The sequence below is a fragment of the Desulfosporosinus sp. genome, assembly GCF_014237355.1.
Lineage (GTDB): Bacteria > Bacillota > Desulfitobacteriia > Desulfitobacteriales > Desulfitobacteriaceae > Desulfosporosinus.
The window spans coordinates 64,314-80,225 of record NZ_JABZFS010000023.1; the positions used below are offsets into that span (position 1 = coordinate 64,314).

Below are 15,912 nucleotides of genomic sequence, written 5' to 3' on the forward strand. Positions count from 1 at the left end.
CACCGTCCACGTCTGCAGGATACCGGTACTTTGCGACTGCTATGAAAGCACTCAAGGGCTGTGTCATCCTGAAGGAGGGACGACTGAAGGATCTAGATCCTTCGCCATCACTTGGGATGACGATGTTAAGCCAACTTTGGGTTTGGTTAAGAAGAAAGGAGATCTCGATGGCTAAACGACAACCGATGCAGCCTATTGATTTCCCAATATTATATATAACCTTAGCACTTTTAGCTTTTGGGTTAATTATGGTTTTAAGTGCCGGGGCAGTACGTGGCTTTAATGCAACCCAAAATTCATATTTTTATTTCTCTCAGCAGCTAAAATGGACATTCGTAGGTTCTTTTTTTGCCCTTATAGCTATTAAATTCCCCTTTAAGTTAATCCGGAAATTTGCGGGGATTGGAGTCTTTGTTAGTATAGGATTGCTCATGGCAGTAATGTTTACGGACGCGGGAATTACGGCAGGCGGTTCTGCTCGTTGGATCGAAATTGCCGGAATCACAATCCAACCTTCAGAAATCGCCAAACTGGCCATGGTTCTCTTTTACGCACATATCCTAGATCGTTATCCCATCAAACAGGGCTGTGATCAGCGTATCCCTTTGGGAATACTCTTATCCACGACAGCTCTTGTCCTGGCTCTTGTTTATAAACAACCGGATTTAGGGACGACCATGGTTATTGCTCTAACCTGTGCAGTAATGCTGTTACAGACGGAAATTCGTACCATCTGGTTCGTTGCGGCTGTTCCGACCTTGGGTCTACCCCTGCTATATTTCATTCATTCAACAGAGTACCAATGGAAGAGGATTTTAGTTTGGCTGGATCCTTGGAAATACGCAATGGATTTAGGTTACCAAATTACTAATGCTGAGATTGCCTTTGGTTCAGGTGGATTCTTTGGAGTCGGGTTGGGAAGAAGTCTGCAAAAATATGGTTTCTTGCCAGAAAACCACACTGATACTATTTACGCAATTGTTGGCGAAGAATTGGGCTTAATGGGAACCCTGCTCTTGTTATTTCTCTTCGTGGCTTTGTACGCCCGAGCCTATCATATCATCCGGGAATGTCCTGATCGCTTTGGCAGGCTGGTAGGCTATGGCCTAACCTCCTCTTTGGCAATCCAGACGACCATTAATTTGGCCGTCGTGACCGGAGTATTACCGGTGACAGGGATTACCCTTCCACTAATCTCCTATGGCGGAGCTTCCCTAGTGATAACCTTAGTAAAACTTGGATTGATCTTAAATCTTTCTAGATATCGAAAAAAAGTTCCCAAAGGGCAAATTTCAAAAAACCTCTCAAACATTTCTGTGTAAACCCCTTCTAAACGGGGATAATATGGAAAAGACCCGTTTTAGGAGGGGTAATTATGATGTTTCCGTATGGAGAGTGGGTTCTGTTATTCTTAACCCTATTAGCTTGGACTGAAAAACGAACCTCCCGGCGCTTTTTCCTCATTTTGACCATAGCTTGGCTTATAGGTAAATCTTTAGAAATAGCTTTCACAGCAACCATGCCGTGGAACTGGCACTTTGCACGTATAGCTGTTATGTTGGTTTTTTGGGTTTGGGCGCTGCAGCGAGCTAAACACCGATTACTACCTTTGCTTTTTACCAGCTTGATTGTGTTTGTGGAGACCTTATTTATTGTCAATGAACCCGGAGTTTTTCCATATGTATCCTGGTTGTTTGCCATTGTGTTAGTCTTAGTAGCCTGGTTAAGCGCTAAGTCCTATTGGGGAACTGCGGCTGCCCTCGTTGGAAGCGCTCTTTTGAACCTAGCTTTCGTGCGTTTTACCTATGATGGCATTATCAGATATATAGACTTACCTAATGATTATGTTTGGAATGTGGGCGTGGGCTTGTTTACGGCTTGGGCAGGCCTAAGTCTGGTCTGGCAAAGTTATGCTGGAAGGGAGCAACTTAAAACAGATGCTGAGCTGATACCGTCAAATGGCCTTGCAACTTATGAAGCCTCGGAAGAACGAAAGCCTCGGCAGTAACCGAAGACCGGCGTTCAGCCCTAGCTCAACGAGTTCACTTGTAGTATACTTGTAAACGATTAAGGCTGAGAGGATAGGCCCTTGATCTAAATGTCAGGAGGATGGAATATTTTGTCTAAAGGGCTTGTGGTCGCAGCGGTCCATTCAGGGAGTATCGCTGAAGAAATGGAGATAGAAGTCGGGGATCGTGTTCTGGAAGTTAACGAAGAAGAACTTAATGATCTCATTGACTTTCAGTTTGGAATATCCGAAGAAGATTTTACCCTGCTAGTTGAAAAACCAGATGGGGAACTATGGGAGCTTGAGATAGAGAAGGGACCAGGAGAGTTCTTAGGCTTAGAGGTGGAGACGGTCAGTGCTAAGGGTCTGAAAAAATGTTGTAATAATTGCACCTTTTGTTTTGTGGCTCAAATGCCCAAAGGAATGCGACCTTCGCTTTACGATAAAGATGATGATTACCGCTTATCTCTCACCCAAGGAAGTTTTATCACCTTGTCGAATCTGAGTGAAGAAGATTTATCGAGGATTACGTCGCTGCATCTTACTCCTATGTATGTATCCGTCCATGCCTGGAACCCTGATGTTCGCTCAAAACTTATGAAAAATCCGCAAGCTGGAAAACTACCTGAGCAATTTCGACGCTTTGCAGAGGCTGGAATTGTGGTACATGCCCAGATTGTTTTGGTACCAGAGCATAATGATGGAGAAGTTTTAAAAGAAACCATCGAACGGTTGGGTGAACTCTATCCTTCCGTCCAATCCATTGCAGTTGTACCCGTAGGCTTGACTCGCTATCGAGAAAAACTAACTCCCCTGCGTGGATTCACAAACGAAGAAGCAGATCAGATTCTAGATCAAGCTGAAATCTGGCAGAAAGACTTTTTTAGCCGGACGGGGCGGCATCTAGTGTATTTTTCGGATGAATTTTACGTATTAGCGGGTAGAGAGTTTCCGGCAATCTCGGTCTACGATGATTTTCCACAATTAGAAAACGGTGTAGGCATGGCTCGAAAATTTATCAGCGAGATTGAATCCGGTTGGGATTTATTACCGAAGGAGGTTCCGGAACGCTCTCTGCATATTATCACCGGAACAGCAGCCCAAGGTCTTTTTGAAACCTGGCGCAAGCGTTTGATGGAGCGGATCAAAGGTTTAAGTCTTACTTTACATATAGTACGTAATGATTTTTTTGGATTAACAGTCACCGCTGCAGGACTTCTGACAGCACAAGATATCGCTCAGCAATTAGGGGATTTACAAGGAGAAAAGTTTCTTATTCCTCGCACAATGCTCAAAGCGGATGAAGATATCTTTCTGGATGATCTAAGCGTGGAATGGTTAGAGAAGAAGGTTAATGGCAAGGCCAGCATTGTTGAGAACGATGGACTTGCATTTTTAGAGCATGTAATTGGATATTCTTTGGAGGTGGAACGCTTTGAGTAAACCTATTGTAGCTATAGTCGGTCGGCCGAATGTTGGCAAGTCGACGTTATTTAACCGCATTACAGGCGGACTGGTAGCGATTGTGGAAAATATGCCAGGAGTGACAAGGGATCGTTTGTATCGTGATGCAGAATGGCTCGGACGGAAGTTTGCCTTAATCGACACGGGTGGAATTGAGTTTAAGGATGAAGGTACGCCAATCTCGTCACAAATGAGAAGACAGGCAGAAATTGCCATGGAGGAAGCGTCTGTCATTATCTTTGTAGTGGACGCCCAAATCTCTCCGACCCCCGATGATGATTTGATCGCCCGAACCTTGCGTCGTTCAGGTAAACCCATCTTGCTTGTAGCCAATAAGGTTGAAGATTTTACTAAAGCTGAAGGTCAGCTCTATGAACTCTTAAGTTTGGGGCTAGGAGAAGCTATTCCTGTTTCTGCAGTTCATGGCATGAATACGGGAGACCTGCTTGACCTAGTGATTTCAAAGCTGCCGGAGGATGATGAAGAAGAGTACGATCCTGATGTCATTCGAATTTCGGTGATAGGACGTCCAAATGTCGGGAAGTCGTCCTTGGTCAACACAATGCTGGGAAGAGAACGAGTTATCGTCAGTAATGTTCCGGGAACCACCCGAGATGCTATCGATACTCCCTTTGAACACGAAGGCAGGCATTACATACTGATTGATACGGCTGGAATGCGCCGTAAAGCACGTATAGAAGAACTAACAGAGCAATATAGTGTTGTACGTTCTCTGCGCGCCGTTGATCGCTCAGACGCAATTCTCATGCTTATCGATGCCGTAGATGGGGTTACAGAACAAGACAAAAAAATTGCTGGTTATGCTGATGAGGCGGGTAAAGCAATTATTCTAGTTGTCAACAAATGGGACCTGGTCGAAAAAGATGAGAAGACTATTAACAAGTTTGAAAAGTCGATTCGCGAAGAATTAGGGTTTATGCAATATGCACCGACAATGTTTATTTCCGCAAAAACAGGACAACGGGTCAATAAAATTCTGGACTTGGTGGATTTCGTCGTCGAACAAAATTCAACTCGTGTGACGACAGCGACGTTGAACACCCTGCTGAGAGAATGGGTTCATCTTAATCCTCCTCCTTCTGACAAGGGACGGCGCTTAAAGGTGAGGTACCTGACTCAAGTAGGCGTTAAGCCGCCGACCTTCGTTTTCTTTGTCAATGATCCGGAACTTATGCACTTTTCCTATAAACGATATTTAGAGAATCAAATGCGGAAACACTTTGGGTTTGAGGGAACTCCAATCCGAATTGTCGTTCGACAAAAAGACGAAGAGAAGGAGTAGGTTATGTCACGTTACCTAATTTTTATCTTGGCGTATTTCTTGGGTGCCATTCCTTTTGCCTACTTAGCAGGCCTTTTTAAAGGAATTGACGTACGTCGGCATGGTAGCGGAAATATCGGCACAACTAACGCCTTTCGCCTTCTAGGAGCCAAACTGGGAATCCTGGTGCTTTTAGGAGATTTCCTGAAAGGAGCGTTGTCCGCCTACCTGGGTTTATGGGCTTTTGGCTTTGAACCTTGGGGGGGAATTGTTGGCGGGTTACTAGCAATGGCAGGTCATAGCTGGAATCCGCTCTTTGGCTTTCGACCCAGCGGGAAAGGGGTTGCAGCTGGATTTGGAATTGTTACGGTCTTGATGCCCAAAGTCACGTTAATTGCAATCTCGGTGTTTGTACTGGTTGTATGGCTTACACGTTATGTTTCCATGGGTTCGGTTACTGGTGCACTCACAGTTTTGATTATGGTCTTCGTCTTCCCTCAACCCTTTGCCTATCGAGTTTTCGCAGTAGTGGCCGTCTTAGCAGTTCTAGTTCTTCATCGGGCCAACTTTAAGCGAGTATTACAAGGAACCGAGCATAAATTTGGGACTAAGAAGTAAGGCGAGGCTCGAAGTTCGAGGTTCGAGGTTTGAGATCTGAATTCTAAGTTTAAGTCAGAGGTTCGTGCCTCGTGCATCGAGCATCGTACCTCGAGTATAGGGGGGATTAAATGTCGAACATAGCGGTATATGGTGCGGGGAGCTGGGGCAGCGCTTTAGCAGTTCTTCTGGCGAAAGCCGGGCATCAGGTTGCACTGATCGGGCGTCATGCTGACGAAATGGAGAAAATGAAACAGCAACGGGAAAATTTGCGTTATTTATCCGGTGTTATTTTGCCTTCAAATCTGCTGCCTACCACAGATCTCACCCTCTTAAACGCAGATTTGGTAGTTTTCAGTGTGCCTTCCCATAGTGTTCGCGAAGCTGCACGTTTGGTCAAGCCTTATCTAGGGGAAGGGTGTATTGTTGTCAATACGGCTAAAGGGATGGAAGAGGGAACTCATCTTCGCCTCTCCGAGGTCCTGACCGAGGAACTTCCCCAAAACCCCATTGCCGTTTTATCGGGTCCCAGCCATGCAGAAGAGGTCGGTCGAGATATGCCGACAACTGTCGTTGTGGCCTCGGAAGTCGAGACGGCAAAAGCAGTTCAAGACATGATGATGACACCTAAATTTAGGGTCTATACAAATCCAGATATCATCGGCGTTGAACTGGGAGGAGCCTTAAAGAATGTTATTGCCTTATGCACTGGTATTGCGGAGGGCTTAGGGTTTGGAGATAATACAAAAGCAGCCCTTATGACTAGAGGATTAGCAGAAATTGCGCGTTTAGGTGTTGCCTTAGGAGGAAATCCACTGACCTTTGCCGGATTATCAGGAGTTGGGGACCTCATTGTTACTTGTACCAGTCTTCATAGCCGTAACCGACGGGCGGGTGTCGCTCTCGGACAGGGCAAACCTTTAGAAACAGTACTGAAAGAGGTTGGGATGGTTGTTGAAGGGGTAAGGGCAACGCGTATTGCTCACAACCTTGGAATCAAAAAAAACATTCCGATGCCAATTACTGAGCAAGCCTATAAAGTTTTATTTGAAGGCGCTGATCCCAAAATTGCCGTCGCAGACTTGATGTTACGCGGGAAACGCCACGAACTTGAAGAAGTTGTCGAGATGAGTTGGTTAAGATAACATACATATTTTCAGGTTAAGGAACATAGACGTAGAAGAGGTTGTTTAAATGCCTTTTCTACGTTTTTTGTTGTTGTGTCATATTTACCCTAATCAGTCAATATACTTATACTGCTTAATGTGCTAGTCCAGCGATTGGGAATCCACGTGTTACAGGGAGGTGGAAGGGGAGATAAGGTGGAGGCCCTTCCCCAAATTTTGGGACAGCACTCAAAAGGGAGGGAAATTACTAATGGAAAAATTAGACATTTTCAGGGATATCGCAGAGAGAACTGGGGGCGATATCTACCTCGGTGTCGTTGGGCCAGTCCGTACGGGAAAGTCCACCTTTATCAAACGATTCATGGACCTCCTAGTCTTGCCCAACATCCAAGATGCATTCGAACGGGAGCGGGCCAAAGATGAGCTTCCTCAAAGTGGGACGGGAAGAACAATCACGACGACAGAACCCAAATTTATTCCTTCAGAATCCGTAGAAATCGTTGTAAAAGAAACAATTCATATGAATGTTCGGTTGGTTGACTGTGTAGGTTACAGTGTGGAAGGCGCCTTAGGGTACGAAGCAGAAGATGGTGAAGAGCCACGTATGATGAAAACTTCCTGGAGTGACGATCCCATGTCCTTCCAGGATGCAGCTGAAATGGGTACTCGTAAAGTCATTTCTGATCATGCCACAATCGGTGTTGTAGTAACGACTGATGGGTCAATTACAGATATACCTAGAGAAGCTTACCTAGAGGCTGAGGAACGGGTTATTTCTGAGCTCCGTCAACTAGGAAAACCCTTCGTAGTCGTTCTCAATACCACTCGCCCCTATGCAGAAAATACACTCGAATTAAGCCGTTCACTTGAAGAAAAATATGCTATACCCGTTATCCCGGTGAACTGTCTAGAGATGGTACAGGAAGATATTACACAAATTCTAGAAGAAGTACTTTATGAATTCCCTGTAGCTGAAGTAAATATTGACCTGCCAAAATGGGTTGAGGAACTAGACCCCTCCCATGCAGTCCGGGCTGCCTTTGAAGAAACTGTTCGTAAAGCTATTGATGGAGTACGGCGTCTGCGCGATATTGATCAGGCCTTAGATGCCTTAGCAGAATGCCAATATGCACAAGATGTTCTCCTTAAAGAGATGGACTTAGGTACTGGCGTTGCTAATGTCGAAATCACTGCAGTCGAGGGACTCTTTAAAACAGTCCTGCAAGATCTTACAGGGATTGAAATTGAGGGAGATCATTCCTTACTTCGTTTGGTCTTAGACTATAGCAAGGGCAAGAAGGAATGGGATAAACTGGCGGAGGCCATTGAAGAAGTTCGAGTCAACGGTTATGGCGTGGTCACACCTCAACTCGAGGAGATGTTCCTTGATGAGCCGGAGCTTGTAAAGCAAGGCGGACATTATGGAATTAAACTCAAGGCAAGTGCTCCATCACTGCACATCATCAGAGCGGACGTCACTACAGAAATTACTCCTCTGATTGGCACAGAAAAGCAAGCAGAAGAGCTCGTTAAGTATATGCTCGATGAGTTTGAAAGTGATCCCAAAAAGGTCTGGCAATCGAATATTTTTGGCAAATCCCTGCATGACTTAGTTCGTGAAGGAATCCAGAATAAACTCTATCGTATGCCAGAAAATGCCCAAAATAAGCTCCAAGATACGTTACAGCGGATTGTCAATGATGGCAGCGGAGGACTTATCTGCATAATTATTTAGTGATTAGATAAAGCATACAGGTATTAAAAAGGACGTTGGGACTGCAATGATGCGGAACCAGCGTCCTTTTGAGTTCTACTACCAAATGATTTCATTATTTGGATATTAAGTATAAAATATCAATAATAGATAGATTGCAGAAATTGTTAAATGTATTTCAGATTTTCCGGTCCGTGAGAATTAAATCGTTGAAGGAGTATGAGATTTTACTATGAGTACAAAAAGCAATGATTTAGAAGAACTGGCAGTTGAACTAAATGCAATTTTTGAATCTTCATACGATGGTATCTATGTAACGGATTCAGAAGGAAACACCTTACGCGTAAATAGTGCCTATCAGCGTATAACAGGTTTATCACTTGAACAGCTAATAGGTAAGAACATTAAAGACATAGTGGATCAGGGGTTAATTAGTGAATCCATAACCTTTAAAGTCTTACAACAGAAAAAAAGAATAACTATGAAACAGATAATAAGTACTGGAAAGGAAATTTTAGTTACAGGAAACCCGATTTTTAACAATCAAGGGGAAATTATTAGAGTTGTTAGCAACGTAAGAGATATGACAGAGCTTAACGACTTAGAGAAGAAATTAGAACATTCGAAGGAATTACAATTATATTATGAAAGGGAAATTCATCAGCTCAAAAACAAACGTGAGGGTCAAAAGAACATAATTTTTAAAAGTGGGCAAATGCAAAAGGTCATTGAAATGGCGGAACGTCTTTCGAGAGTAGATACAACTGTATTAATTCAGGGGGAATCAGGGGTAGGAAAAGAATTGATAGCAGAATTGATTCATGAAAATAGTTCTAGGTCTTTAAAAGGTACTTATGTAAAGATAAATTGCGGAGCAATACCAGAGGATTTACTGGAATCGGAACTCTTCGGCTATGAGGAAGGAGCGTTTACAGGTGCTCGTAAAGGTGGGAAAGCCGGGCTATTTGAAATAGCTGATGGAGGAACTATTTTCTTAGATGAAATTGCAGAACTTCCCCTTAAACTTCAATCTAAGTTATTAAGAGTACTTCAAGGAAAAGAACTAACCAGATTAGGAGGGACAAAATCTATTAAGCCAGATGTCAGAATTATCTCTGCAACAAATAAAGATTTGTATGAGATGGTAAAATCAAAATTATTTCGTGAAGATCTTTATTATCGACTTAATGTAGTTCCGCTGCTAATACCACCTTTACGAGAAAGAATAGAAGATATCCTGCCACTAACCTTACATCATTTAGATTATTTTTCTAAGAAGCATAAAATTAGAAAATATCTTTCTCCTAAAGCTATGGATTGCTTGATGGCGTATTCTTGGCCAGGCAACATAAGGGAACTAATTAATACTCTCGAGAGACTAGTGGTTACGGTAGATCGCGGTACTTTAGAGCCAGAAGATTTGCCCCAAATTCTCCTCTCCCAAATTCAAATTAACGAATTTAATATTAGTAATTCATTAATTGATTCAGTAGCATGTTTGGAAAGGAAACTGATTTTGAAAGCCTTAACGGAGCAAAAAACAACTAGAAAAGCCGCAAAAGAATTAGGAATAAGTCAATCCTGCCTAATGAAAAAAGCTAAGAAATATGAGATTAATTTTAAGAATTCTTGGTCTACGGAGAAGTAAGAGATTTTTATGAGTCCAAACGGATTCGTTGATTATATTTCTTCAGTTAAAAAATGTAATTTGGTATAGATGAGTATTATTTGTTATGGTTTGTTTTAGTTGGAGCAGAGGACCATTTTCTTAAAGAATTAATATTTTGCCTTGATATTTGATTACAAATAGACTCATCTCCTTATAAGTTATTTACAATTATGGTTGTAGACTGCAGTAAATTAACTGAATTTTCTAAATGGCATAAATATTGCAATATGTTTTGAATATTGAAAACCGATAATTGTGAGGAAGGAGGGTTAATAAAGGGTACAATACTATTTTTAGAGGAGGGAAAATTTATGGCATTTATGTTGCCAACAGCACGAAGAAAACATGGAGAAGAACAGCCATATATTCCAATGGGACTATTTAAAATCAGACTGCCTTTTATTCATTACGGGGTTGAGTTACCGGAAATAATTCAAGCTATTTTCATGTTTGTTACAGGATTAGCGGCTACAGCGTTTTTGCAGGATATGTTTGGTATTTCATTTGAGGTAGCTCTCACTATCGTTCTGTTTCACGAAATAACCTACTGTTTGCACCAATTATTTGGAGATCCTATCATAGCTGGCTGGATTACCCCTGCAATTCCGCTAACTATTGGATTCCTCTCTAAGTATGCTATGGGCGTGGATCGAATCGAGGCACTCATAGCCTTACAAGTTACTTTAGGTCTATTGTTCCTTTTATTAGGTGTTACCGGGTTAGCTAAGAAACTAATAGATGTTGTTCCTAATTCAATGAAAGCTGGAATTATTCTTGGAGCAGGTATAGCTGCAGTTACCGGTAAATATGGATTTTTACCACTTGCATCTGGTGGAGTTGGATTTGCTAAATATCCTATATCAATGTCGGTGGGGATTGTTATAGCTTTCTTCCTGCTCTATGCCCTAGGGTTCAAGCAGATGAAGGAAAAAGGTGGTTCAGTAATTGCTGCCTTTGCAAAGTATGGAATGGTTCCAGGAATAATCAGTGCCATGATCATAGGCATGATAGTTGGAGAGGTTCCGATTCCTGTAATTACTGAATGGGGCTTTTTTGTACCTCATATTGGTGAAGTATTTCAAACCTTTAATGCTTTTGGAATCGGTTTCCCTAGTATTTCAATCTTTATCGCCGCCTTGCCAATGGCTATAGTAGCCTACATCATTGCTTTTGGAGATATCGTAATCGGTCAGACGATAATAGAAAAAGCTAATGAGTTTCGGGATGATGAAGATATTGATATGAACCCAAATCGGACCAATATTTTGTGCGGAATCAGAAACATGATAGAAGGAGTGTTCTTTCCTACCCTTACTCTAGCTGGTCCACTTTGGGCTGCCATGACGGTATCTATCGCAGAACGATATAAACAAGGTCGTCAAGCTATGGATTCCATCTTCGGAGGGTCGGGTACCTTTAATATTGTAAAATGGATGTGTGTTTTGTCTTTACCTTTAGTAGCCTGCTTTAGGCCTATACTCCCGATTGCTATTGCATTGACGATCATGGTACAAGGTTTTGCCTGTTTCTATATTGCGATGCAAATGGTTGATACAAAAGAGGAACAGGGAGTAGCGGGAGTAGTTGGGGCGATCTTGGCTATTGGAGGTCCTATTTACGGGCTGGTTTCCGGGATAGTCCTGTATATTGTAGTTCAAAGGCTAGGGGTAAGCGGACAGAAAATTACAAATCAAGTTGATAGGATAGCAAAGTAGCTTATTTGGAGGCGAATAATAATATGACTTTAAACCCTTTTTCATTTAAAGTTCCAGGTGAAGTTATATATGGTCAGAGTAGTATTTCAAAATTACCTGAAATACTTATGGCCAGGGGTCTAACGAAGGTATTAGTTATATCGGATCGTGGTTTAGAAGCAGCTGGAATGGTTAAGAAAATAATAGATATTTTGGAAGAAGCGTCAATTAATTATGCATTGTTTCTTGATGTCGAGGCCAATCCATCATGTGAAACTGTTGATAATGGTACAGCGCTATACAGATCGCAAGGTTTGAACGGAATTGTTTGCTTAGGGGGTGGAAGCCCGATGGATACTGCTAAAGGCATAGCAGTATTAGCATCAAATGGAGGAAAAATACAAGATTATGAGGGAGCCAATAAATTTAAAGGTACTAATGTACCAATAGTGGCTATACCCACTACTGCTGGCACAGGGAGCGAGGTAACTCCGTTTGCTGTTATAACAGACAAGGAAAAGAATTACAAGCTAACGGTATTTAGTTACGAAATTGTGCCTGAGGTCGCTGTGTTAGATCCTGATATGATTGCTACACTACCCCCCCTAGTCGCGGCAGCCACTGGTATGGATGCCCTTACCCACGCCGTAGAGTCCTACATCTCACGAGCATCCTCTCCTTTTTCTGATGCAATGGCGGAAAAGGCAATGGAGTTAATTGGAAAAAACATAAGACTTTTTGTGGCTAACCGTAGTGATGCCGAAGCAGCGTCGGGAATGTTGTTAGGTAGTATGTTTGCCGGGGTTGCTTTTTCGTGGGCTAGGTTGGGAAATTGCCATGCTATGGCACACCCCTTAGGTGGATTTTTCGGGGTTGCGCATGGTATTGCTAATGCAATATTGTTGCCTACAGTGTTAGAGTTTAATGCCATCGCAGATAATGGAAAGTATAAAAAAATCTATAACTATGTTAAACACGCTGAGAATAATAATTCATTTGTTCCGGAGACTTTAGTGCAAGAGATTAAGGAATTATTATATCAATTAAGTGTCCCACAAACACTAACTGAAGTTGGAGTAAAAGAGGAATTAATTCATGATATGGCGGTGGATGCCATGAAAAGCGGTAATGTACTTATAAATCCACGACAGACGACTCTAGCTGATATAGAGGTACTTTATCAAAAAGCACTGTAAATCTTCTTTAAGAGGTACGGAAGTTATTTCGGTACCTCTTTCTTTAAGTACTCTAAGGAGAGGATGTTAGAAAATGTATATTTATCGAATAAATATGGCCGATACGACGATAAAAAAGGAAAATGTTCCCCCAAGATATAAACATTTAGGTGGAAGAGGGTTAACCTCTCTTGTATTAAGTGATGAATTAGATCCCCAGGCTTCTCCTCTAGGAGAAGAAAATATACTTGTAATAGCCCCAGGATTACTGACTGGTACAGTTGCTCCATCATCAGGGCGAACTTCAATTGGTGCAAAAAGCCCTTTAACTGGAACCATTAAAGAAAGTAACGCTGGAGGAACCGCGGGTCAATATTTAGCTGGTCATAAAATCAAGGCAATAATTATTGAACATCTTCCAAAGCAAGAAAATTCTTGGGTTATTATTATTGAAAGCAATACCTTAAAGATTGAGGCTCGTAATAACCTAAGAGGACTGGGCAATTACGATACTTTAGCAAAACTTCGCAGCGAATTTGGTGACCAATGTTCGATTATCTCAATTGGTCCAGCCGGAGAAGCGGGATCAGCCATGTCAACAATAGCCTTCAGCGATCTAGAAGGAAGACCCTCGAGGCATGCCGGAAGAGGTGGCTTGGGGGCAGTGATGGGAAGTAAAGGGATCAAAGCAATTGTTATTAATAGACCAAATGATCCCATTTGTGAGCCCCATGATAAAGTGAAATTCATGGAAACTGTTAAAAAGTTTTCTATTGAGTTACACCAAACGAAAAAAGTACTTAGAGATTATGGAACTGCCATGTTAGTTAATGCAATTAACGCAACTGGAGGGTTGCCTACACGTAACTTTAGTACGGGGTATAATGAAAAAGCCGAGGAGATTAGTGGAGAAAAGCTTCATGAATTATGTCAAGTAAGAAAGGGCAAAACCGGGCACGCCTGCTCAAGGGGGTGTGCTGTACGATGCTCAAACATTTTTAATAATGTTAACAATAATTATGTAACATCAGGTTTAGAATATGAGACTATTGCCTTATTAGGTTCAAATTGTGGTATTAATAATCTAGATGAAATTGCTCAGCTAGATAGACTATGTGATGACTTGGGCTTGGATACGATGGAGACGGGGGTGTCTTTAGGCGTTGCTATGGAAGCGGGTGCCCTAAGCTTCGGTGACTTTGAACAAATGAAAAGAGCTGTCAATGATATTGTATCGGGTGAGGAAATAGGCAAGATAGTCGGACAAGGATCTGTAGCTACCGGAAAAATACTAGGAGTTAGCAGAGTCCCCGCAGTTAAAGGCCAAGCCCTATCGGCCTATGATCCACGAGCTCTAAAAGGTACAGGTGTTACTTATGCTACTTCTCCAATGGGAGCAGATCATACGGCTGGTAACTGCTTACCGGGTCGTGGAGGCTTAAAACCTTATGAATCAGATGGGCAAATCGACTTATCAAGAAATTTACAAATAATAACCATGGTCTGTGATTTCTTGGGGATTTGTATTTTTGTTGGTCCAGTGCCACAATACATGCCGGTTTTTTCGGCATTAGCGAGTTCCTTTGTAGGCGAAGAAATTAGTGAGGAAACGTTATATGAACTAAGTCGATCGATCCTAGAAAAAGAAGAAGAGTTTAACTCCATGGCAGGAATCGGAAAAGAGCATAATGACCTACCAGATTTTTTCCGAAAGGAACCTTTACCGAACAACGGGCATGTCTTTGATATATCGACAGAGGATTTAATGGGCTTTACGTTTAGAAAAGTATAGACCTTAGTATTAAGAATTCTTTTATAAACTACAGAACTGAGAAATGATCTAGGGATCGACAGCGGCGGAGGACTTATCTGCATAATTATCTGTTAAACTGAATTGAGAATAATATAATTCAAAAAGAACGTATGGAATGCTGTGCAGTATCCATCGTTCTCTTTTTTCTTAATCTAATAAAAATGTCATTTAAAAGTAGCGATATTTGTAAAATTATTCAAATATAGTTATTAAAAAAATATTTAGAGAATAATAAAATTTTTAGTTTTTTATACTAAAATTATGTTAAAATTAAGAAAAATTCCTCAAAATTGGGTTCCGATAGAAAATGGACTATCTCTAGAAGGATTTTCGTTAATGCCTTTGGTAAAGCATATTTCCAGTTTCTATATGGAGAGACGAAAATAACAAATTAATTGGTCAGGAGGTTATATTTTGAAACTAGATTCTTTTTTAGAAATTGCGGATATAATACAAAACCTCTATGATACTGAGACAGCTGTCACACTGTTAGATACAGAAAAGGTATTAGCTGCTTATCCCGGACCACGTATTAACTTAAAGCTTAAACCCGGAGATCTTTTCAAAACAAAAGGCACAGCTGCTTATGAAGCCCTAACAACCGGTCGCCGTATTGTCAAACCTGTTTCGAAATCGGTTTTTGGTGTACCTTATGTGGGAATTGCCCAGCCAATCATAGAAAATGGAACTATAGTTGGGGTTATTTCTGTAAGTGTATCGACCGAGGAATACGAAAATATTTTAACGATTGGGAAAGAGATCCTTGCTGCAGTGGAGGAAATCTCTGCCACGTCTGAAAATTTCTCTGCAAATGCCGAGGAACTTGCGGCAACAGCTAAGATAATGATTGAAGAAACAGATAAGGTTATTGTGGATGTAGAACATACTAATAAAGTGACCACTCGAATTAGAGAAATTTCGGCACAAAGTAATATTCTCGGTCTTAATGCATCGATCGAGGCTGCACGCGCAGGGGAACATGGTCGAGGTTTTTCTGTGGTTGCTAATGAGATCGGAAAGTTAGCTGAATCTACAAAGAGCTCAACTCGTGAAATTGCATCAGATCTCAATAGAGTCAAAGAGTCTGTTAGTAGTTTAATAGAGTCTATAAGACAACTTAGTGGAGTTACTGATTCTCAAGCTATTGCAGCCACTGAATTATCCCATGCTATATTACATATTACACGAATGGCAGAGCAACTTGTTAAGCACGATGAAAAAGATTTTAATAATTAACTCAATAGGAATCCAGGTAACAAAAGAGCAATATAAAATTCAATCTTGATGAAAACATCAAGATTCTTGAGGAGCTCCTAAATAGGAAAGTATTTGGAACGCAATGAATTGCAACTGAGCATATCCTGCGTTC

At 41.6% G+C, this 15,912-nt stretch carries 12 protein-coding genes; all 12 read left to right on the plus strand.

The window, feature by feature from the left end:
* Positions 1–167 precede the first annotated feature (167 nt).
* The 12 genes from ftsW (at position 168) to HGJ98_RS05690 (ending at position 15,779) form a co-directional block, all read left to right on the plus strand.
* Positions 168–1,322: a putative lipid II flippase FtsW gene (gene ftsW / locus HGJ98_RS05635; RefSeq protein ID WP_291350082.1), complete on the plus strand. Its 1,155-nt coding sequence runs from the start codon at positions 168–170 to the stop codon at positions 1,320–1,322.
* Between the two features lie 56 nt (positions 1,323–1,378).
* Complete coding sequence (locus tag HGJ98_RS05640; RefSeq protein WP_291350083.1) at positions 1,379–2,008, plus strand: hypothetical protein; 630 nt, start codon at positions 1,379–1,381, stop codon at positions 2,006–2,008.
* Positions 2,009–2,119: 111 nt separating this feature from the next.
* Positions 2,120–3,451 carry a DUF512 domain-containing protein gene (locus tag HGJ98_RS05645; RefSeq protein WP_291350084.1) on the plus strand — a complete coding sequence of 444 codons (1,332 nt, stop codon included), beginning with the start codon at positions 2,120–2,122 and terminating at the stop codon, positions 3,449–3,451.
* Positions 3,444–4,775, plus strand: coding sequence for a ribosome biogenesis GTPase Der (der, locus tag HGJ98_RS05650; RefSeq protein ID WP_291350085.1), 1,332 nt, complete (start codon positions 3,444–3,446; stop codon positions 4,773–4,775). The genes HGJ98_RS05645 and der overlap by 8 nt, the downstream gene beginning before the upstream one ends.
* 3 nt (positions 4,776–4,778) lie before the next feature.
* Complete coding sequence (gene plsY, locus HGJ98_RS05655) at positions 4,779–5,372, plus strand: glycerol-3-phosphate 1-O-acyltransferase PlsY (RefSeq protein WP_291350086.1); 594 nt, start codon at positions 4,779–4,781, stop codon at positions 5,370–5,372.
* A gap of 110 nt (positions 5,373–5,482) precedes the next feature.
* Positions 5,483–6,496, plus strand: a complete 1,014-nt coding sequence (locus HGJ98_RS05660) for an NAD(P)H-dependent glycerol-3-phosphate dehydrogenase (RefSeq protein ID WP_291350087.1) — start codon at positions 5,483–5,485, stop codon at positions 6,494–6,496.
* Positions 6,497–6,728: 232 nt separating this feature from the next.
* The gene (spoIVA, locus tag HGJ98_RS05665; protein WP_291350088.1) at positions 6,729–8,213 is read left to right on the plus strand and encodes a stage IV sporulation protein A; all 1,485 of its coding nucleotides are present in this window, start codon (positions 6,729–6,731) and stop codon (positions 8,211–8,213) included.
* Between the two features lie 211 nt (positions 8,214–8,424).
* Positions 8,425–9,840, plus strand: a complete 1,416-nt coding sequence (locus HGJ98_RS05670; RefSeq protein WP_291350089.1) for a sigma 54-interacting transcriptional regulator — start codon at positions 8,425–8,427, stop codon at positions 9,838–9,840.
* 332 nt (positions 9,841–10,172) lie between these two features.
* Complete coding sequence (locus HGJ98_RS05675; RefSeq protein WP_291350090.1) at positions 10,173–11,576, plus strand: hypothetical protein; 1,404 nt, start codon at positions 10,173–10,175, stop codon at positions 11,574–11,576.
* Positions 11,577–11,599: 23 nt separating this feature from the next.
* Positions 11,600–12,751, plus strand: a complete 1,152-nt coding sequence (locus HGJ98_RS05680; protein ID WP_291350091.1) for an iron-containing alcohol dehydrogenase — start codon at positions 11,600–11,602, stop codon at positions 12,749–12,751.
* Positions 12,752–12,824: 73 nt separating this feature from the next.
* The gene (locus HGJ98_RS05685) at positions 12,825–14,522 is read left to right on the plus strand and encodes an aldehyde ferredoxin oxidoreductase family protein (RefSeq protein ID WP_291350092.1); all 1,698 of its coding nucleotides are present in this window, start codon (positions 12,825–12,827) and stop codon (positions 14,520–14,522) included.
* Positions 14,523–14,957: 435 nt separating this feature from the next.
* Positions 14,958–15,779 carry a methyl-accepting chemotaxis protein gene (locus HGJ98_RS05690; RefSeq protein ID WP_291350093.1) on the plus strand — a complete coding sequence of 274 codons (822 nt, stop codon included), beginning with the start codon at positions 14,958–14,960 and terminating at the stop codon, positions 15,777–15,779.
* The last annotated feature ends 133 nt before the right edge of the window (positions 15,780–15,912 follow it).